At 65.7% G+C, this 20365-nt stretch carries 14 protein-coding genes and 3 pseudogenes; 9 read left to right on the top strand and 8 right to left on the bottom strand.

All coding sequences use genetic code 11. The features are described from left to right. Position 1: 1 nt before the first annotated feature. The 4 genes and pseudogenes from KPL59_RS05500 to KPL59_RS05485 form a co-directional block, all read left to right on the top strand. Positions 2-447, top strand: a pseudogene (locus KPL59_RS05500) (WXG100 family type VII secretion target); the annotation flags it as partial. A 327-nt stretch (positions 448-774) separates the two neighbouring features. Beyond that, positions 775-1113, top strand: coding sequence for an HNH/ENDO VII family nuclease (locus KPL59_RS37415; protein WP_374111604.1), 339 nt, complete (start codon positions 775-777; stop codon positions 1111-1113). Positions 1114-1116: 3 nt separating this feature from the next. Next, entirely contained in the window at positions 1117-1686 is a 570-nt protein-coding gene (locus tag KPL59_RS05490) for a suppressor of fused domain protein (protein ID WP_226360136.1), read from the top strand. A 3-nt stretch (positions 1687-1689) separates the two neighbouring features. After that, positions 1690-2283 carry a hypothetical protein gene (locus tag KPL59_RS05485; protein ID WP_226360135.1) on the top strand — a complete coding sequence of 198 codons (594 nt, stop codon included), beginning with the start codon at positions 1690-1692 and terminating at the stop codon, positions 2281-2283. Positions 2284-2301: 18 nt separating this feature from the next. On the opposite strand, the gene KPL59_RS05480 is transcribed toward KPL59_RS05485, so the two are convergent. The 5 genes from KPL59_RS05480 to KPL59_RS05460 form a co-directional block, all read right to left on the bottom strand. Continuing rightward, complete coding sequence (locus KPL59_RS05480) at positions 2302-3066, bottom strand: transposase (protein ID WP_226359944.1); 765 nt, start codon at positions 3064-3066, stop codon at positions 2302-2304. Between the two features lie 386 nt (positions 3067-3452). Continuing rightward, on the bottom strand, positions 3453-4823 hold the full coding sequence (locus KPL59_RS05475; protein ID WP_226360134.1) for a hypothetical protein: 1371 nt from the start codon (positions 4821-4823) through the stop codon (positions 3453-3455). Positions 4824-5231: 408 nt separating this feature from the next. Beyond that, positions 5232-5594, bottom strand: a complete 363-nt coding sequence (locus KPL59_RS05470; protein ID WP_226360133.1) for an Lsr2 family protein — start codon at positions 5592-5594, stop codon at positions 5232-5234. Between the two features lie 1402 nt (positions 5595-6996). Further along, complete coding sequence (locus tag KPL59_RS05465) at positions 6997-7761, bottom strand: transposase (protein ID WP_226359944.1); 765 nt, start codon at positions 7759-7761, stop codon at positions 6997-6999. A 145-nt stretch (positions 7762-7906) separates the two neighbouring features. Then, positions 7907-8617, bottom strand: coding sequence for a transposase (locus tag KPL59_RS05460; protein ID WP_226359770.1), 711 nt, complete (start codon positions 8615-8617; stop codon positions 7907-7909). Between the two features lie 378 nt (positions 8618-8995). Between KPL59_RS05460 and KPL59_RS05455 the strand changes: the two genes are divergently transcribed. The 3 genes from KPL59_RS05455 to KPL59_RS05445 all read left to right on the top strand — a co-directional run bounded on the left by KPL59_RS05455 (position 8996) and on the right by KPL59_RS05445 (position 13821). After that, positions 8996-12022, top strand: coding sequence for an RHS repeat-associated core domain-containing protein (locus tag KPL59_RS05455; RefSeq protein WP_226360132.1), 3027 nt, complete (start codon positions 8996-8998; stop codon positions 12020-12022). Positions 12023-12465: 443 nt separating this feature from the next. Beyond that, a complete protein-coding gene (locus KPL59_RS05450; protein ID WP_226360131.1) occupies positions 12466-12939 on the top strand; it encodes a transposase family protein in 474 nt (157 codons plus the stop codon). Positions 12940-13056: 117 nt separating this feature from the next. Then, positions 13057-13821, top strand: coding sequence for a transposase (locus KPL59_RS05445; protein WP_226359944.1), 765 nt, complete (start codon positions 13057-13059; stop codon positions 13819-13821). Between the two features lie 1014 nt (positions 13822-14835). On the opposite strand, the pseudogene KPL59_RS05440 reads toward KPL59_RS05445, so the two are convergent. Continuing rightward, positions 14836-15733, bottom strand: a pseudogene (locus tag KPL59_RS05440) (IS5 family transposase). A 610-nt stretch (positions 15734-16343) separates the two neighbouring features. Here KPL59_RS05440 and KPL59_RS05435 point away from each other — a divergent pair. Further along, positions 16344-17714, top strand: coding sequence for a cation:proton antiporter (locus KPL59_RS05435; protein ID WP_226360130.1), 1371 nt, complete (start codon positions 16344-16346; stop codon positions 17712-17714). Positions 17715-17834: 120 nt separating this feature from the next. Here KPL59_RS05435 and KPL59_RS05430 read toward each other — a convergent pair whose 3' ends face one another. Then, entirely contained in the window at positions 17835-18275 is a 441-nt protein-coding gene (locus KPL59_RS05430; protein WP_226360129.1) for a MarR family winged helix-turn-helix transcriptional regulator, read from the bottom strand. A 53-nt stretch (positions 18276-18328) separates the two neighbouring features. Between KPL59_RS05430 and KPL59_RS05425 the strand changes: the two genes are divergently transcribed. Then, positions 18329-19756: an MFS transporter gene (locus tag KPL59_RS05425; protein ID WP_226360128.1), complete on the top strand. Its 1428-nt coding sequence runs from the start codon at positions 18329-18331 to the stop codon at positions 19754-19756. Between the two features lie 8 nt (positions 19757-19764). Here the strand turns inward: KPL59_RS05425 and KPL59_RS35445 are convergent. Further along, positions 19765-20365, bottom strand: a pseudogene (locus KPL59_RS35445) (methyltransferase); the annotation flags it as partial.

Raw genomic sequence — 20365 nt, 5'->3', positions numbered from 1 at the left:
GATGTCGACCACCAACGTCGTCCCCGGTGATCCGGCCGAGCTACACACCTTTGCCGCCGAGCTGACCAGGTTCAGCCAGACCCTGGAAGCCACGGGAAGCGCGCTGCGTGCGGTCGACACCCAGAGCGGTTGGAGCGGGCCGGCCGCCGACGCCTTCCGGGACTCGTTCGGGCGCTTCACGCCGCAGTGGTTCACCGCCGCCGATGCCTTCCGAGACGCCGGGCCGCAGTCGGGCGCTACGCGGACGTCCTGGCCTGGGCCCAACGCCAGGCGGGCACAGCTGAAGAGCAGCTGACGCAGGCTCCCGCGGTCTCCCGCCAGGCAGCCGACCTCCATGACCGCGGCACCGCGGCCGGGGCTACCCGGACACCGTTCGTCGACCCCGGAGCGCCTGCCCGCCAGGTCGCTACGGCCATGCTCCAGGACGCGCAGGACCAACTCGACCGGGCTGGAGCCGAAGCCGCCGACGTGGTGAGAGCGGCGACCGCGGCCGCGCCGACCAAGCCGTTCTGGGAACGGGTCGGCGACGGTGTCGCAGGCGCGGCCGGAGAGGTCGGGGCTGTCCTGGCCGCAGCCGGGCAGGCTGCGCTCGACAGGCCCGCGGCGGTCGTGGCTGCGGCCGGTGGAGCGGCGGCCGTCGTAGTGGGTTCAGCCGGTGTCGTCGGCGGTGGAGGCATCAGCCTGACCGGGGTCGGGGCGGTCGTGGGTGTGCCGGCGGCGGTCGCGTCGGGGGCGCTTGTCGCCGGTGGCGCGGCCGCTATCGGGGCCGCCACGATGGAGATGGCCCGCAAAGCGCGCGACAACTACGAACGCCCCTCTGGGTACCGTAAGGGCGTCCGGGACACCGTCTTCGGCCGGGCGAAGGGCACCCACGGCAAGGTCCGCGACCCCGGCACCGGCAAGGAGATCATGCCGTCCGAGAAGTGGGACATGGGCCATAAGCCGGGCCACGAGTTCCGCAAGCACCAGCAGAACGCCCGGGACCGCGGTATCAGCCGCAAGGAGTTCCTCGACGAGCACAACAACCCGGACATCTACCGGCCGGAGACTCCGGGTACCAACCGCTCTGGCAGGTTCGAGGACCAGACCGACACGTTCCTAGGCGGAGACTGACCGATGAGCAGCCCGACCCCCGACAACAAGACCGTCGCCAAGACCGCTGCCGCCGCGTTCGGCGGGAACCCGACGGTCCACCAGTACGGCAACGGCAAGGACGGCTACTACCTCGGCGTCCTGACCTCCGAGGACTGCCCGAACGACGGCCTGATCTCGTTCTGCACCATCGGGCTGTCCGACCTGGCAGTACCTGGCGTCCTCGATCCGCCGCTCGGCGTCGAGCTTGTCGCCACGAGCAACGATCCGAAGTTCGCCGGCGTGCTGACCACCGCCGGCTACCACATGACCCACGACCATTGGACCGCCGAGCCCGACAACCTGTTCGCCGACATCGTGGCCGACGAGTTCGGCGAGGTGACGACACCGCACCTGTTCCTCGTTACCCCGTACCTGTGGTCCGGCCTGGGCTCGATCGAGCTCACCACCAAGACCGTGGCCTTCGTGATGGGCATACCCATCACCAAAGCCGAGCGACGGCTGTTCAAGGAACGAGGGGCCGACGCACTGTCCGACGCGCTGGAAGCGGGCGACCCGGACATCATCGACCTACAGCGAGAATCTGTGGCCTGAGGCATGGACGCTCCCCAGCCCACCATCGGCCAGCATTGGGCCTACCGCGCCCGCTCCATCGACCGGGTCGTGGAGGTCGAGGTGCTCAAGATCGGCACCAAACGGCCGCCCCGCATCCAGGTGCGCTTCGTCGACGAGGCCCAGGAAGGTCGTGAGGAGTGGGTGTCTCCGGCCCGGCTCAAGGTCCTCTGGGAGCACGCCGAGGCATGGCAGCACAGCCAGGACCAGTGGGAGGCCGCGCGCGAAGCCAGCGACATCGTCAGCCGTTCGACAGAGGAACGGGCTGCTTGGCTCGTCGAGGAGGCACTGCCGCCCCTTGAAGCCATCGAGTTTGGATTTAACCGCGACGTCGGGCTCATGTACATCACGGACGTCGAGGCGGTCTGCCGTGAGCTCGGCCTGACGGCTGAGGACCTGCAGCACCCAGCGGCATTCGAAACCGACGACCAGCTCGTCGTGCCGTGGCCGATCACGGAGAAGATCCTGCAACGCCGCGCGATCATCCACGCGGATGTACTGCTGACCGAGCTGCACAAGCGGGAGCAAGAAGCGGAACGCGGACTCAAGTGGGGCCGGGACAGCGGCTACGGCACCTAGAGGCTTATTCAGGCTCCGTCAGGTAAGTGTGTAGAAGATGAGTCCGATGACTGCCGAGATTGTCGTTTTAAATGTGGCGTAGGGCCGCCGGTAGTCTGTGTGGAGAACTTTCCACGTTTTGATATGGGCGATGACTCGTTCGATGGTGGCGCGTGTGTGGTTGAGGCTCTTGTTGAATGTTTTTTGCCAGTCGAGAAGTTCCCGGCCGGGTGGTTTTTTGAACGGGGTGAGCATGCCGCGCCCGATGTATCCTTTATCGCCGATCGGGGGGTATGTGGCGAGGTGGTCGAGGGCGCCGGATTGGTCGAGGCAATATAGGTCGTGTCGGGAGCCTGGGGTCGGGTCGGAGATCCACGACAGCTGCCCTTCCAGGGTGGCTGCGACCTGGACGACGACGCCGGTGGTGCGATGCTTGCCCGACCACAGACCCGGCACCGCGGCCCATGACCAGCAGGGCAGCAAGGTTCCATCGATGATGTACTGCCGATCGGCACGAAGCTCCTCTGCCGTCGGAACGACACTCCGCAGCGCCTGTGCCAGCAACGGTGTCACCCCCGTGATCGCTCGACTAACCGTCGACTGCGACACCCCATAGGTTTCCGCCAACTCCCACTGCACACGATTCCCGCGCAGATACGCCAACGTGATCACCACCGACCAGAACAACCCCAGAACCGGCGGCCAAGACAAACGTGCCTCCGTCGCGTCCCGCTGATCCTGCTCATACACTATAGCGACAAGATCCTGAATTTCATCACGCCGGAAACCAGTGGTATAGTACATACTGCGGCAGCCCGTTCATCTCGGATTGATTCGGCAAACCAATATTCGCGATGGACGGGCTGTCGCCCAACCCGACACGCCGGGCTAGATCGTTATTTCACGGGGCCTGAATAAGCCTCCTACTACGACCCTGAGTTCTGCGCCGTTCTGGAAGCTGAGGACCGGCCGGCCCGTGAGCTCGTCAGGCGCTGGTGCGGTGCCGACGCCGTCGAGCGCGCCGACGAGCTGCTGGCGCTCCGTGAAGAAGTCCGTCGGCTCGGCCACATCGCCGAGCAGGCCATCACCGGCCTGCGGGAGTCCGGGGCCAGCAGACTAGCGAGCCAGCTCGAACGTGAACTCGGTGTTCCCGTCGAAGACATCCGGGCAAGCCGGGAGCATGACAACGGTCAGCGGGCGGCCGGCCCGTAGGGACTCCAGCGCCCCAAGAACGGCTTCAGATCCTCGGGACGAGGCTCGACATCGGGCGGCATCAGGTCAGCACGTCGCCGGGGATCAAGCCGGTCCGCGTAGCTCCGCGCCCAGGCAATCCACTCCGCAGTTGCCGCGGCGTTCTCAGCCACCTCCAGCTTATCGCAGTACGCCCGGATCCGGGTCGACCTATCCAAGTCCGCCAGCTGCCGCTCGAGCGCAGCGACACGGCGTGACTCATGGAAGTCGGCACGTGCCTTCTCCATCGCCTGCTGCCATGCCCGCTCGCGGTCCTGCTTCTCCCGCTCGGCCGTCTGCTGCCTGCTTACTTGCTCGCCCAGTCGGAACCGTACTTCGGCCAGGACGTCCGCCAGCCGATCTTCAAGTCGCCAGCGCTTCCGATCAGCGAAGTTCCGGCGTCGCCCCGAGAACTGCCAGTCGTGGTCAAACTGCATGCACAGCCGGCCGGACGGCACCTCCTGGCGCACGGGGCGGACTCGCTGCCAGGCGTAGCGCTTGCCATCGGCTTCATCGGGGACGACGTCACGCACGTCGAGTTCCTCGTAGAACCGGAGCCCGATGTTCTGGTCTTCGAGCTGGAACACGATGGCCTGTCCCTCGCCGCGGGCAGCAGTCAGACCGTCCTTCTCCGCCGCCGTGGCCAAGGTATGCAGGAGGCGGCGGGCACGCGGCTGCTGGTCGTCTGAGATGCCTTCGAAGTCAGCGTCGGCCAAGGGGTGCCAGCTTTTCACCGTCTCCGGCAGCGGTAGGCGCTCCGGTCTGGACCTCACTGCCGCCATCTGCGGATGCGGGCCGTCCCGGATTTCGATGACGAGGTGCCCACAGTCCCGGCCTTGGTGACGTAGGTGCTGGCCCTCTGGCACCAGCCCTTCCCTCCGCACGGTATCGATAGCCCGACGCCAGGCAGCGCGTTCGTCGGGAGACGGGTCGACGACCGTCAGCCGCCCACCCTCGCTCCGGAGACGTTCAAGTAGGTCCGTCGCAGAGATCTCAAGGAGCGCAGACGGCGGACCCTCCTGATCGCCGGCCGGCTCCTTGGCCATCGGAGGTTGTTCGATGTCGGCAGGACGCTCCCGCTTGGGCTGTCGGGCCTCCCGCCGCGACGGCTGCGGCCGATGGTGACCGTGGTCGAGGTAGTACTGACCATCCTCGGTCAGGGTCGCGTGCCACGAGCCGGTGCGGCGGCTGACCTCGACCAGTCCACGCGACTGGAGCGATCGAGCAGAGACCTTCTGGGCGTTGCCGCTGTCTTGGTCAGGGCAGCCAGCCGCCACCCAACGAAGACATCGAGCTGTCTCTCTGTGAGCTGCATCCTTCGGCTCATCCATGGCCTCTCAGCTCGACCTGTCCGACCCACACCGTCCTCGACGACCGACCGGGATACAAGGACAGGAGGCCCAGCACGCTTCGGAAGCGTGGCAAGGAGCTGGCCGACCTAGGTTCACCTTGTCGAGCGGTCATGTGCTCCCGGCCGGCAACTCAGGCCGCGAGACCGCGACCAGCTGGACCAGGCCCGTCGCGCTGCTGTGCCTCGGCTCCGATCTACCCAACTAGCGTGCTGAATCGACCCGCTCCGATGCGAGAGCTACCGGAAAGTGTTGCGCCGCTTAGGGTATCGACGGTAAGGCGCTCTTACGGACACGACCGCACCCGCCAGAACGCGTGGACCGACAGACTCTCTTATATCGGGGTTGAGTTCATCAGAATTGGGTAGCTCGTCGGGGAAGGCTGCGTGCCTAGGCCGGCTGTGACCGCCTATACGCGTCGACCACCTGCACGGGGATGCGCCCCTTTTCTGCGATCGGCCACCCGTTCTCCTGCGCCCAGTCACGGATCCTGCGGTTCTCCCGGCGGACCGCCGTCGTCGCCGTGCTCCCCAGACGGCGAGGCTTCACGACACCCACCCCGTGGCTGCCCAGGCCGACCGGGACGAGGCGAGCGCGCGCGACGAAGACAGCCAGGTCCGCACGCAGTCGATCAGCGTTTTCGCTGCTCAGATCGATCTCGTAGCCGACACCGTCGATCGCGAACGCGACGGTCTCGTGGGCGTCACCGCCGGTGAGGTCGTCGACGAGACACTCGATCTGGATCTTGGCCACGGCGGCACCGCTCCTCCATGTGAGGGCCCCTCTCCCCGGGGGGCACCCGCGCCTCGATCAAGCGGTGTTCGCGACGTCCACAGCGCTTGGTGAAGCTCAATGAAGATTGCCACGTCCAGATGACGAATAGGACACGAAACTCCGTTAACCCAGAATGTAACAGAGCGCGAAGCTATCGATACGCTACGCCACCTTACGACAATCTCACCTCGAGCCCGACTGCAACGGCGACTCACTTGCAGAACAACGCACAACGTCGCCCGGTATCCACGCACAGGATCACGGCGTTGAGTGCCGGTCCCCCGCATCCCTGAAGCACCGCCAACCGTCCCTAGCTGGCCGCTCGCCGCGGCGAACACGACGCTAGCCGCGAAGATCGACCGGCCGCCGCCCTTGCTCGGCGCGGCGCCGCCAGGAGTCACGACTCTTGTGGTCTGATCGCCAGTCGACACACGACTGTTCGGACTATCCGGCGGATCTACCCCGCCCGGGCCGCGCCGTGGCACCCCATCGGGTTCCGATCGGCGGCAGATCCGACGCAACGTGACTGCCCCGCTAGGCCATCTGATGAGTTCTTCACTCACACAGCCCAGCGGGGGCGTTTCAGATTTCAATACGAAATCATAACTGCGACCTATTAGTGACGAAAACTGCGACTTGATCTTTCTCGCCCATACAGCGCGTAATCGAGAGGTGCGGAGGAGACGGTCGGCGCGGTCGCTCGCATGGTCCTGTTGACGCGGCGCGCACTGACGCAGAATTAGGAGGCTTATTCAGGATGATCATGAAGCAAGGCGCTTCCCCAGGCCAGCGTCTCAACGCAGCAGTCTGTTGAGCGTCCCTGAATAAGCCTCTAGGACTGCCCCGGCGGCAGGTGGAGGCTTATTCAGGGCCGCCTGGCGGGCTACCTCGCTGCGGTCCCGACCTGGAGAAACACCGCACTTCATGATCACCCTGAATAAGCCTCGTGGTATCTCGCAGATAAGGCCAGATGGCCTAATCTGCACTACTCGGCCTGACGTCTCACCTCTCCGGCCTCGCCGTTCACCTTGAGAGCAGGTACTTCTCCGGCACCGTCTCCTTCCTGCACGACCTCACACGCACGCGCGGCGACCACCCTCCCCGCCAACGCGCTGAGCAGGCAATACGATCGCCACTCCCTCGCTCGTCCCGTCCGTTCTGGACCGGCGAGGAGTTCGGCATGCCCGCTCAGTTGGCCCGTAGGCACGCGCGTGTCGCCGGCACGCCAGCCGGCAGACAGCGTCAATCGTGGTTGACGCAATCTCCCCAGCTCGCGACATCAGGACACGCGACCTCCTGATGCCGTGAGTTCGCCCTGCGCATTTACATGTGCAGATTCCATCAGGAGTGTGATGCAGCGATGAGGCTTATTCAGGCTCCGTCAGGTAAGTGTGTAGAAGATGAGTCCGATGACTGCCGAGATTGTCGTTTTAAATGTGGCGTAGGGCCGCCGGTAGTCTGTGTGGAGAACTTTCCACGTTTTGATATGGGCGATGACTCGTTCGATGGTGGCGCGTGTGTGGTTGAGGCTCTTGTTGAATGTTTTTTGCCAGTCGAGAAGTTCCCGGCCGGGTGGTTTTTTGAACGGGGTGAGCATGCCGCGCCCGATGTATCCTTTATCGCCGATCGGGGGGTATGTGGCGAGGTGGTCGAGGGCGCCGGATTGGTCGAGGCAATATAGGTCGTGTCGGGAGCCTGGGGTCGGGTCGGAGATCCACGACAGCTGCCCTTCCAGGGTGGCTGCGACCTGGACGACGACGCCGGTGGTGCGATGCTTGCCCGACCACAGACCCGGCACCGCGGCCCATGACCAGCAGGGCAGCAAGGTTCCATCGATGATGTACTGCCGATCGGCACGAAGCTCCTCTGCCGTCGGAACGACACTCCGCAGCGCCTGTGCCAGCAACGGTGTCACCCCCGTGATCGCTCGACTAACCGTCGACTGCGACACCCCATAGGTTTCCGCCAACTCCCACTGCACACGATTCCCGCGCAGATACGCCAACGTGATCACCACCGACCAGAACAACCCCAGAACCGGCGGCCAAGACAAACGTGCCTCCGTCGCGTCCCGCTGATCCTGCTCATACACTATAGCGACAAGATCCTGAATTTCATCACGCCGGAAACCAGTGGTATAGTACATACTGCGGCAGCCCGTTCATCTCGGATTGATTCGGCAAACCAATATTCGCGATGGACGGGCTGTCGCCCAACCCGACACGCCGGGCTAGATCGTTATTTCACGGGGCCTGAATAAGCCTCGATGAATGAGGCTTATTCAGGCTCCGTCAGGTAAGTGTGTAGAAGATGAGTCCGATGACTGCCGAGATTGTCGTTTTAAATGTGGCGTAGGGCCGCCGGTAGTCTGTGTGGAGAACTTTCCACGTTTTGATATGGGCGATGACTCGTTCGATGGTGGCGCGTGTGTGGTTGAGGCTCTTGTTGAATGTTTTTTGCCAGTCGAGAAGTTCCCGGCCGGGTGGTTTTTTGAACGGGGTGAGCATGCCGCGCCCGATGTATCCTTTATCGCCGATCGGGGGGTATGTGGCGAGGTGGTCGAGGGCGCCGGATTGGTCGAGGCAATATAGGTCGTGTCGGGAGCCTGGGGTCGGGTCGGAGATCCACGACAGCTGCCCTTCCAGGGTGGCTGCGACCTGGACGACGACGCCGGTGGTGCGATGCTTGCCCGACCACAGACCCGGCACCGCGGCCCATGACCAGCAGGGCAGCAAGGTTCCATCGATGATGTACTGCCGATCGGCACGAAGCTCCTCTGCCGTCGGAACGACACTCCGCAGCGCCTGTGCCAGCAACGGTGTCACCCCCGTGATCGCTCGACTAACCGTCGACTGCGACACCCCATAGGTTTCCGCCAACTCCCACTGCACACGATTCCCGCGCAGATACGCCAACGTGATCACCACCGACCAGAACAACCCCAGAACCGGCGGCCAAGACAAACGTGCCTCCGTCGCGTCCCGCTGATCCTGCTCATACACTATAGCGACAAGATCCTGAATTTCATCACGCCGGAAACCAGTGGTATAGAGGCTTATTCAGGGTGATCATGAAGTGCGGTGTTTCTCCAGGTCGGGACCGCAGCGAGGTAGCCCGCCAGGCGGCCCTGAATAAGCCTCAATGCTGCGCGTTTTCGGTTACGAACCATGCTGGTGGCAATGGCTACGGTCGTTGCCACCGGCTCGGGAGCGTTCGGAGGTCTGGCCGCAGCCCAGCCCCCTGCGCCCCCGCCGGATCCCAACCAGCCCGGGTCGGCGCTGACCGCCGACCACAAGCCAGAGACCTACGAGCCTGGCGACGCTGACACGACCCCGAACGTCGGCGGCGCACCGTCGCCGGAGCCCTGGACGCCGGCTGTCGTGTCTGCCGACCCGGGGCAAGGTGTCGTCTCCGGGCAGTCGACCGACCCCGGCGGCGCCATCTCCCCGCAGATGCAGACGCAGAAGGTCGGCCCCGGCCCGAACGCCGGCGCGGCGGGAATCGGGCTGCGGGACTTCTCCCCGGTCGAGGTCCGCCAGATCTCGGACAAGCTGCAGCTGCTGACCAACCTGGCCAACGGCAACATCGTCGTGCGCTACACGAACTCGGTGGTCGCCGCTGAGGGCCAGGCCTCCGACGTCTCCCACGTCTACAACAACATGTCCACCGGCTCCGGCGCGTTCGGCCGCGGCTGGGCGATGTCCACCGGCCTCGACGTCGGCCTCGAGATCATCAACAGCGGCGCCACGGTGAAGCTGCACGGCCCCACCGGCTACGTCGTGACCTACACCCGCCAGTCCAACGGTTCCTACACCGGCAGCTCGGGCGCGAACTCCAAGCTGACGCGCGCCAGCGACGGTGTCTGGACCATCAAGTGGGACAAGACCGAGGATCGCTGGCTGTTCCACCCCAACGGCGTCATGAAGGAGCAGCTGACCAAGAACAACGTCAGCACCAAGCTCAACTACGACGCCGCCAACAACGACCGCGTCGCAGCGATCTACGACTCGATCGGCCGGGTCACCAAGTTCGAGGACTACGACTCCGAGGACCGGGTCCTGTCCTACACCGACCCGGTTGGCCGCGAGCACGGACCGTTCAACTACGACGCCGCCGGTGACCTCGTCTCCTTCGAGGACCAGCTCGACAACGAGGTCAAGTTCGGCTACTCGAACGGCAACCTGACCTCGATCACCAGCCCCAACGGCGACGTCTACACCATCGGCTACGACGCCCAGCGGCGCGTCACCTCGATCAACGAGCCGAACGGCCAGACTCCGGCCACCACCCAGTACTCCTACCCGGCTTCCGGGCGGACCACCGAGACCGACCCCCGCGGGGGCGTCTCGAACTACTACTTCGACAGCCAGGGCCGCCAGACCAAGGCCGTCGACCAGCTGGGCAACGAGCAGTCCAAGACCTGGACCGCCAACAGCGACGTCGCCTCGACCACCGACGCGCTCGGGTCGAACCTGACCTACGCCTTCGACGCCAACAACCGCCCCACCAGCGCCACGCTGCCCACCGGGGCCAGCAACTCGGTCGGCTACTCCAACGCTGCCCACCCGTACTTCCCGACGTCGATGACCGACGCCCAGGGCAACCAGATGACCCGGCTCTACAACGCCGCCGGTGACCTGACCTCGGTCCGCTCGGTTCAGCAGAACCGCGATGTCGTGAAGTTCGAGTACAACGCCGCCGGCCAGCCCACCAAGAAGACCGATGGCGCGAACCGGGTCACCACCTACCAGTACGGCGGTGGCGGCCGTATGACCGTCGAGACCCCGCCGACGCCGATGCAGCCCCGCGTCATCGGCTACGACAACCTCGACCGCGTCACCCAGATCGTCGACGGCAACGGCAGCAAGATCTTCTACCGTTACGACGCGATGGACCGCCTCGTCGAGATCGGCCGCGACAACAACGGCACCTACGTGCCCCTGCAGTACAACAACTTCGATGCCGAAGGCAACATGGTCGGCCGATACTTCGGCGACACCGGCCTGCAGCTGGCCTACAGCCCCCGCAACCAGGTCACCGAGGCGCACAACACCCGCAGCGGCGTCATCTACCGCGTCTTCTACCGCTACGACGCCAGCAACAACGTCACCGACCTGTTCAACGACGGCGGCCACACCTTCTACGACTACGACGCCGCCAACCGGCTCACCTTCCAGCGCGGCCCGAAGACCGGCATGGAGGCCAGCCACCAGTACGACAAGAACGACCAGCGGACGAAGACCACCTACCCCGGCAACTTCACGGTCTCGACCACCTACGACAAGTCCGGTCGCCAGACCGCACTCGTCGCAGCCACCAGCGGCGGAACCAAGCGGATCGACCGCACCTACCGTTGGACGAACGCCAACAACCAGGACACCACCCAGCTCCAGCGCGAGACCCGCGAGGGCACCGCGTTCTCCTACACCTACGACACGCTCAACCAGCTGACCGCCCGCAACAGCTCAGCCGGGAACCTCACCTACGCCCTCGACGGAGCCTCGAACCTCACCTCCGCCGAGGGACGCAACTTCGGGATCAACTCCGCCGGACAGGTCGCATCCGGCAACAACACCACCTACACCCACGACGGTGCCGGCAACCTCACCACCGGCTCCAACGGGCTGATCAACAACACCTACAGCCCCACCAACCAGCTCCGCAGCTCGACCACCGCCGGCAACGGCACGATCGACTTCACCTACGACTCGGTCGACCAGGCCCAGCGCGCGGTCATCTCCAAGAACGCCGGCGGCGTCGTCACCGAACAGCGCCTCGAGAACACCGCCATCGGCGTCACGGCCATCACCACCAACGGCGCACGGTCGGAGTTCACCCGCGACCCCGCCGGCCGCCTCATCGGCCAGACCGCCCCCAACGGGCAGAACCTCTACGCCGTCACCGACTACCAGGGCTCCACACTCGCCCTCATCGACGGCAACGGCGCCCTCGCCGCCAAGTACGACTACAAGCCCTACGGCGACACCACCTCCACCGGCACCGCTGCGGCCGGCAACCCGTTCCGCTGGATCGGCGCTCAGCAGCTCGCCGACAACCACGGCACATACCTGACCGGGTACCGCCAGCACAACCCCATCCTCGCTCGCTTCACTCAGCCTGATCCGTCCCAGGCTGAGCCCAATCCCTACACCTACGGGCTGGCGAACCCCTGCAGTTACAGCGATCCAAGTGGCTTGGACGCTCTCGGGTGCGCGAAGGCGGTTGGCGCTGGGGTCGGACTAGTAGCGGGAGTCGCCGGCGCGATCTACTTCTTCCCAGTCACTGCCGTAGCAGGCGCATCGCTTGCGGTGACCCAGGCGGTCGCCGGTTACACTCTGTTCGGAGCCGTAGCTGGGGGCGTGTTGAACGTCGGACTCGACCTGGCACGAGAATGCGGGGGATATTAGTGCAGGAGCGACGCCCTCCACGATGGGCTCTACTGCTTCTGCTCGCGTGCGCCGGCTTCATGGTGTATAGCGGTTTCACCAACCTGCGCGATGATCACACTCCATCTGCCGTCGGAGCCTTCATTGCGGCCGCCAGCCTCATCGGACTAGCCGCACTGCTGGCTGGCGTTCGTCGCAGCTAACTCGGCGACCCGCGCAAGCGAAGTAGTCGCGGTGGCCCCACCTCTCATGATGAGGTCACCGCGACTACCGCGCACTCTTCTTCGCAAACCTAGAATCTGATTCACGACTCCGGCGGGCATCAAGAATCTGCGCGCGAGCATTGAGGCTTATTCAGGCCCCGTGAAATAACGATCTAGCCCGGCGTGTCGGGTTGGGCGACAGCCCGTCCATCGCGAATATTGGTTTGCCGAATCAATCCGAGATGAACGGGCTGCCGCAGTATGTACTATACCACTGGTTTCCGGCGTGATGAAATTCAGGATCTTGTCGCTATAGTGTATGAGCAGGATCAGCGGGACGCGACGGAGGCACGTTTGTCTTGGCCGCCGGTTCTGGGGTTGTTCTGGTCGGTGGTGATCACGTTGGCGTATCTGCGCGGGAATCGTGTGCAGTGGGAGTTGGCGGAAACCTATGGGGTGTCGCAGTCGACGGTTAGTCGAGCGATCACGGGGGTGACACCGTTGCTGGCACAGGCGCTGCGGAGTGTCGTTCCGACGGCAGAGGAGCTTCGTGCCGATCGGCAGTACATCATCGATGGAACCTTGCTGCCCTGCTGGTCATGGGCCGCGGTGCCGGGTCTGTGGTCGGGCAAGCATCGCACCACCGGCGTCGTCGTCCAGGTCGCAGCCACCCTGGAAGGGCAGCTGTCGTGGATCTCCGACCCGACCCCAGGCTCCCGACACGACCTATATTGAGGCTTATTCAGGCCCCGTGAAATAACGATCTAGCCCGGCGTGTCGGGTTGGGCGACAGCCCGTCCATCGCGAATATTGGTTTGCCGAATCAATCCGAGATGAACGGGCTGCCGCAGTATGTACTATACCACTGGTTTCCGGCGTGATGAAATTCAGGATCTTGTCGCTATAGTGTATGAGCAGGATCAGCGGGACGCGACGGAGGCACGTTTGTCTTGGCCGCCGGTTCTGGGGTTGTTCTGGTCGGTGGTGATCACGTTGGCGTATCTGCGCGGGAATCGTGTGCAGTGGGAGTTGGCGGAAACCTATGGGGTGTCGCAGTCGACGGTTAGTCGAGCGATCACGGGGGTGACACCGTTGCTGGCACAGGCGCTGCGGAGTGTCGTTCCGACGGCAGAGGAGCTTCGTGCCGATCGGCAGTACATCATCGATGGAACCTTGCTGCCCTGCTGGTCATGGGCCGCGGTGCCGGGTCTGTGGTCGGGCAAGCATCGCACCACCGGCGTCGTCGTCCAGGTCGCAGCCACCCTGGAAGGGCAGCTGTCGTGGATCTCCGACCCGACCCCAGGCTCCCGACACGACCTATATTGCCTCGACCAATCCGGCGCCCTCGACCACCTCGCCACATACCCCCCGATCGGCGATAAAGGATACATCGGGCGCGGCATGCTCACCCCGTTCAAAAAACCACCCGGCCGGGAACTTCTCGACTGGCAAAAAACATTCAACAAGAGCCTCAACCACACACGCGCCACCATCGAACGAGTCATCGCCCATATCAAAACGTGGAAAGTTCTCCACACAGACTACCGGCGGCCCTACGCCACATTTAAAACGACAATCTCGGCAGTCATCGGACTCATCTTCTACACACTTACCTGACGGAGCCTGAATAAGCCTCTTGATCTCAACCTGGCTTGAGAGTGCACAGTGGTCGGCATGACGCCGGTGAGATAGTTGCGAAGCTGACCGAAGCGTGGAACGCCGGTGACGGCGACCGGCGGGCGGAGGCATTTATCGAGGACGCCGTCTTCGTTGACGCGCTGGGCGAACCCAGTGCGGTCGGTCCGTTATCGCCGCCGAGCATAAGAAGAACCTTCACAGCCACGATCCCGACCTGGTCGCGCTGGCGCCGCTGGGCCGGGACGACACCAACGAAGCTTGAACCATCGCGATATCGCTCGCTACTTCTCCAACATGCGCCCGGGCTCAGCCCGCTGTGGCTGCGGTCAGGGCTTCCCTGGAGATTCTGCGCTGCGCCGGCAACGCGACGCCGCAAGTGCAGTACCGGGCGGTCTTGCTCATATAGCGCTACCCCTACCCACAGAATCGAGTGCAACTCCTGGACGGACATCATCGCCGTCTCGTCGTCTCTCCGTGTCGGAATTCCTGCGCAGATAGCTTCGACCCTGTCTTGGATAACGGTGCCAGCCACAAGAAATGGGAGAAGAGGGCGAGGCTGAGGTGGAACGAAGATGTATATAAGCTCGGCCGCTCCGTCCGGCTCTGCCGGAACTCGCTTTACCTCAAGACCCTCAATCCTCGGGAACGTGTTCCGATCCACAACCCGACGAATGGCGCTAACGGTCAGTCGCGGGTCGACGTGGTGGACCCGGGATATTTCGTCGTACTCACGACGGGATTTCGTGGCGAGGCCGATGACGACCAGGCCGCTGCCGCCAGTACTCGCGAACGATGCGACGTCCTTCGCCAGCTAGATCTCCACGGCCTTGGCGCCCAGGTGCACTTCACGTTTCACCTCGAGACTGGCGTCCTCCGCGAGACCCACCAGTACGCTTCCCCGGCCGTCGCGCACCAACGCGCGCATTCTTTCTGCTGTGAGCTCGCGACGGGGTACCCCGGATGCGAGCGCCTCCACATCGTCGACCTAGCGGTCTAGGGCGTGTCTCCCAATGCGCGGAGCCAGGTGAGGATCGCTTTCAGGACGGCGCCGCCGCGGAAGGTCAGGGCGAGCTTGTCGTAACGGGTGGCCAGACCGCGCCACTGCTTGACGTGGCAGAACCCGCGCTCGACGACGTTGCGGTTTCGGTAGTCGACCGGATCGAATGCGGGCGGTCGGCCGCCGCGTGAGCCGCGTCGTTTGCGGTGCCCCTGCTGGTCAGAGGGCTCCGGAATGACAGCGATGATCCGGCGCTCGCGCAGGTGCCGGCGGATCGCGCGTGAGGAGTAGGCCTTGTCCGCGCGCACGCGTTCGGGCCGGGTCCGGGGTCGTCCCGGGCCCGGTCGGGCGATGCTCAGGTGCGCCATCAGGTGCGGAAACACTGGCGAGTCGCCGCCCTGGCCGGGGCCGAGGAGGACCACCAGCGGGCGGCCGTGCCCGTCAACGAGCTGGTGGATCTTCGTCGACAGCCCTCCGCGGGACCGTCCCAGCGCGTGATCTGCTGGTTCGGCGAGCAGATTCGTGTAGTTCGATCCGGCCCCCTGTGTCGCGCTTGAGGGTCGCGGCATGCTGGTGGGCACGGATGATCGTGGAGTCCACGCTGACCGCCCACCCGAGCACCGCGGCGGCGTCGGCCTCGACCAGAAGAGCAGCCAGGATGTGGTCCCAGGTGCCGTCTCCGCTGTAGCGGCGGTGCCGCTTCCACAACGTCTGCCACGGCCCGAACTCGGCCGGGACGTCTCGCCAGGCAAGCCCGCACCGATACCGGTAGATGATCCCCTCGAGCACCCGGCGGTCATCGCGGAACGGGCGCCCGCGACGCCCCTCGGAGGAGGGCAACAGCGGCGCCAGACGGGCCCACTGGGCATCGGTCAGGACAGCGGTGCGCGGCACCGATCAAGCATCGCGCACCCCGGTCCGCCTATTTGGGAGACACGCCCTAGCAGTCCCCGACCGCCCCGAATGACGGCGGCTCCTGCGGGCTGCAGCCAACCAGTGGGCCGACGCGTTCAGGGACAACGGCAGCGGACGGAGTACCCCTCGACGACCCGAGGGGCGCGGTCCGCGTTGTCGGCCACCGAGACCCTTCGCCAATGCGCGCTGGGCGACCCGGTTGAACGACCACATCGCCGACCGCGGTCCACACCGGACGTGGCTCCCCGCACACACGCGCAGGTTCCACCGGTGCTGGCTGCCTGACGGGCAGCTCGTGCCACGGTGGCGTGATTGTCGCGGCTCTAGGCGGGAGCACCATGTACATCCGGACGGCACCCGGAGCCCGGACCGGGATGCCGCGCGCACCGCCCGCGTCGGGCTCCGTCTTCCCCGTCCCGGCGAGGCCCGCGAAGCTGCGGTCACCCGCGCCCCCCGGACCCGGCTCGGCGTCCGACGGAGATTTCGCGGCACCCACCCGAACGGTCAGCCAACTCGATCGGTGGACAGGTGAGAGCGTGGTCGACCGGTCCCGACATTCGACGCCCGATCCTCATCTCTGGAGCCGGCCATGTCAGACACGGCGCCCGTACCGCCCCTGTCCGCAGACACCCTCCTGCATTTCCTACTCGGTCTTGTGCTCTTGCTCGCCATCAGTCGTCTGCTCGGCGCGCTGGCCGAACGCGTCGGCTTGCCGGCTGTCGTCGGAGAGCTGCTCACCGGAGTGCTGCTCGGTCCGTCGCTGCTGGGATGGCTGGCCCCGGACCTGGCGAACTGGCTGTTGCCCGCCGAACCCGAGCAGATGCACCTACTCGACGGCGTCGGTCAGATCGGCCTGCTGCTCCTAGTCGCACTCGCCGGCGCCCACCTCGATCTGCGATTCCTGAGCAGACAACGCCGTGTGGCGATCACCGTCAGTCTCACCGGGCTGCTCATCCCTCTCGTGTTCGGCGTCGCCCTCGGGTTCGGCCTAACGAACGCTCTGGCCGCCACCGGCGCCGGCTCGTCCCCGGTCGCTGGGTCAGTGTTCCCGCTCTTTCTCGGCGTCGCGATGTGCGTCACTGCCATCCCGGTGGTTGCCAAGACCCTGTCCGACATGAATCTGCTGCACCGCGACCTCAGCCAACTCATTCTGGCCGCAGCCATGGTCGATGACGCGGTGGCCTGGTTGCTACTCTCTGTCGTCGCCGCCGCGGCGACCACCGGCGTAGCCACTGGGACCGTCGCCCTTTCCGTTGTCTCCATGGTCGGATTCGTGCTGGTAGCTGCCGTCGTTGGGCGCCCGGTCGTGCAATGGGCCACGGCACGCGCCATTCGCAGCGAGGCTCCCGGCCCGACCATAACGCTCGCTCTGATCATCGTCTTCTCAGCGGCGGCCATCACCCACGCCCTGAACCTGGAGGCCGTCCTCGGCGCGTTCATCGCCGGGCTCCTGCTGTCCACCACCGGCCCGGAGGTACAACGTCGTCTCGGCCCTCTGCGCATCGTGGTCCTGTCCGTGCTCGCCCCCGTCTTCCTGGCTACGGCGGGCCTGCGCATGGACCTCACCGCCCTGACCCGTCCCGACGTTTTGCTCGCCGCGCTCGCCGTGCTTTCCGTGGCGATTATTGGCAAGTTCGCCGGCGCCTACCTCGGTGCACGTCTGTCGAGCCTGTCGCGTTGGGAGGGGATCGCTCTCGGCACCGGCATGAACGCCCGCGGCGTCGTCGAGGTGATCGTCGCCATCGTCGGGCTGCGACTGGGGGTGCTCGACACCGCCGGCTACACCGTAATCGTGGTGGTCGCGATCGTGACCTCGTTGATGGCCCCGCCGCTGCTCCGCTGCGCGATGGGCCGCGTCGAGCAGAGCGAGGAGGAGCTACGGCGAGCGGTCACGCACAGCACGTGGTCGGGCACCAGCCCCGTCCGTCCACCAGACAGCGGACCACCGCCAGCCCCGTAGGCCACTGCCCCGGTGCGGCGTCGGCCGGCGGCTCTGCCGGACCGGTCGGTGGTGAGCGGACCCTGCCGCGATCCGCGCCCTCCCGCACCTCCGACGCAGGGAAGTAGGTCCCCGCCGTGGTCACCCGAGCAAGGCTCGGATATCACGCACGCTGGCCTCGACGAACCGGGCGACCACCGCTCGCTCCGCGGCGGTGAACTGCGCGAGGGTGCGACGGACCTGCTCGTCCAACATCGTGTATCGCTTGATCAGCCGCTCGCGGGCCACCGGGTCAGCCTCGACCAGCACACGGCGCCGGTCGCGGCGGTCCTGGACCCGACAGACCAGGCCAGCCGCCGTGAGTCGGTCGACCATGTGGGTGATAGCGCCGGAGGTCAGGTGGAGCCGGCGGGCGAGCTCCCCCGCCGGCAGCGGTCCGTCGACGACGAGCTCATGCACGCACCGCAGGTCGGACGCCCCGACACCGGCCTCACGGGCGATCACCTCGTTAACTGCTTGGACGGCGGAGAGCCACGGCGGCAGCAGCCGCACGATCAGCTCGACGGCCTCCTCGGAGGACACGCCTCAGGGTAGCCGGGGCCCACTTATCTTAGTCATTCAGGTATTATCGTGGCATGCAGCAGCGAACGATCGCGCTCTCAGCTCTCCTCCTCGCCGGTTTCCTGGACCTGCTCGGCGTCACAATCGTGACGGTGGCGCTGCCAACGATCACCGAGGACCTCGCTGCGGGCGCGTCCGAGACGCAGGCAGTGCTCGCCGCCTACACCCTTACCTTCGCGGTCGGACTTATCACCGGAGCTCGCCTGGGGCGGCGGCTAGGCGTGCGACGCGCCTTCCTCATCGGTTGCGTCGGCTTCACGCTCGCTTCCTTGGCGTGCGCGCTGGCGACTGGGACCTCGCTACTCGTCGGCGCGCGGATCGTCCAAGGCGCGTTCGCGGCGCTGATGATCCCCCAGGTGCTCGCGACCATCCAGCTCATGTATGAGCCGGCGGAGCGAGCGAAGCCGATGGCCGCCTTCTCTGCATTGCTCGGGATCGCCGCGTCCGCGGGACCCGTCCTCGGCGGCCTGATCATCGGGCTGGACCTGTTCGGCTCCAGCTGGCGCGGTGTCTTCATGATCAACGTTCCACTCGGCGCGCTCATCCTGGTCCTGGCGCTGCGTACGCTCCCGGCGACACCGCCGGAACGGGTTCAGCTGGACCTGCCCGGACTGCTGCTCTCGGCTGTGTCGCTGTTCATGGTGATTTATGGACTCTCGACGATGGCGGAGAGCGGGCAGGCGGTCTCCGGGCTGGTTACAGCCGCAGCCGGGGCTGCCCTGTTCATGGCGTTTATCGCGCACCAGCGGTTCGCCGAACGCCGCGGTGGACAGCCACTGGTGCCCGGCGCGCTGCGACGACGCGGGGTGTTCCGGGCCTCGATGGCGGTGCAGATCCTGTTCTTCGTCCCGGTTATGGGCTTCTCGCTGGTCGTCACGCAGTATGTGCAGAGCAGCCTCGGCTACAGTGCGCTGCTCGCCGGCGTGGTTGTGATCCCCTGGGCGATCTTCACCGGGATCGGCGCCGGTTTTGGGACGACGGTGCTGCTCCCCCGCATCGGCCGCACGGTCGTCCAGGCCGGGCTGGTCGTGATGTCCGCGGGCATGGCCCTTGTCATCGTAGCGGTGGTCGGCACCGCGGGTGACCCGGCGTTCTGGCAGCTCCTGCCTGGGAGCGCCGTCGGCGGGCTCGGGATGGGTTTGGTCGTCGGACCGCTGACCGAGATGTCGGTGTCCCAGGTCACCCGCGAGCACGCCTCCGACGCCTCCGGACTCTTCTACAGCGTCGGCCAGCTTTCGGCCAGCCTTGGCTTCGCCACGGTCGGAAGCGCCTACTTTGTGCTGTCGACAGCCAGCACCTCCCAGGCCTACGCGGAGGCGCTCGCGGTCGCACTCACCGTGGGGATCGCCGTCGCCGTACTCGCCGCAGCCGTCGCGTTCACCCTCCCCCGCCGATACCTCGCCGAGTCGGGGGCCGCCGAGGCCGAAGCGAGGACGTCCTGATGCCCTGCTCAGGCCGCCGCTTCGGCCGGCCTCGCCTCGATGACCGTGGCGAGGCCGAGGCAGTGTCGCCGACCGACCCGGAACCCTGCCGAGCCCAGAAGCTCGTCGAGCTCGGCCGCCGTGCGCTCGCGCCCACCACCGAGGACGCTGAGCATGTAGAGGTCCATGAGGTGGTTCATCGTGTCGCCGTCGCTCCCACCTCTCTCGTCGCGCTGAACGCTGCGCTCAATCACCAGCAGGGTGGCGGTCGGCGGCATGTCGCGCCGACAGACCTCGAGCAAGTCGGCGCAGCGCTCGTCGGACCAATCGTGCAGGACGAGGCTTATTCAGGATGATCATGAAGCAAGGCGCTTCCCCAGGCCAGCGTCTCAACGCAGCAGTCTGTTGAGCGTCCCTGAATAAGCCTCGACGTCTCGCAGAATGTACAGGTCGCCGCCGCGTGGCAGGGCTGCGAAGAAGTCTCCGGTGACGACCGCGATGCGCCCTGCGAACTCTGGAGCCGCGAAACGATCACGGGCGGCCGCGGCGGCCGTTGCAGTGTCTACCAGGACACCGCGCGCCGACGGTACCGCTGCAGTACATGCGCCAGCAGCGCACCGTCGCCGCCTC

The organism is Pseudonocardia sp. ICBG1142 (assembly GCF_020496255.1).
Lineage (GTDB): Bacteria > Actinomycetota > Actinomycetes > Mycobacteriales > Pseudonocardiaceae > Pseudonocardia.
The sequence above is the reverse complement of the archived record's forward strand: the minus strand, read 5'-3'. Positions and strand labels throughout refer to the sequence as shown.

Excerpts from the sequence above, each read along its gene's own strand:
- KPL59_RS37415 (WP_374111604.1), top strand. The coding sequence starts at position 775 with ATGGAGATGGCCCGCAAAGCGCGCGACAACTACGAACGCCCCTCTGGG.
- KPL59_RS05490 (WP_226360136.1), top strand. The coding sequence starts at position 1,117 with ATGAGCAGCCCGACCCCCGACAACAAGACCGTCGCCAAGACCGCTGCC.
- KPL59_RS05485 (WP_226360135.1), top strand. The coding sequence starts at position 1,690 with ATGGACGCTCCCCAGCCCACCATCGGCCAGCATTGGGCCTACCGCGCC.
- KPL59_RS05480 (WP_226359944.1), bottom strand. The coding sequence starts at position 3,066 with ATGTACTATACCACTGGTTTCCGGCGTGATGAAATTCAGGATCTTGTC.
- KPL59_RS05475 (WP_226360134.1), bottom strand. The coding sequence starts at position 4,823 with ATGGATGAGCCGAAGGATGCAGCTCACAGAGAGACAGCTCGATGTCTT.
- KPL59_RS05465 (WP_226359944.1), bottom strand. The coding sequence starts at position 7,761 with ATGTACTATACCACTGGTTTCCGGCGTGATGAAATTCAGGATCTTGTC.
- KPL59_RS05450 (WP_226360131.1), top strand. The coding sequence starts at position 12,466 with ATGTACTATACCACTGGTTTCCGGCGTGATGAAATTCAGGATCTTGTC.
- KPL59_RS05445 (WP_226359944.1), top strand. The coding sequence starts at position 13,057 with ATGTACTATACCACTGGTTTCCGGCGTGATGAAATTCAGGATCTTGTC.
- KPL59_RS05435 (WP_226360130.1), top strand. The coding sequence starts at position 16,344 with ATGTCAGACACGGCGCCCGTACCGCCCCTGTCCGCAGACACCCTCCTG.
- KPL59_RS05425 (WP_226360128.1), top strand. The coding sequence starts at position 18,329 with ATGCAGCAGCGAACGATCGCGCTCTCAGCTCTCCTCCTCGCCGGTTTC.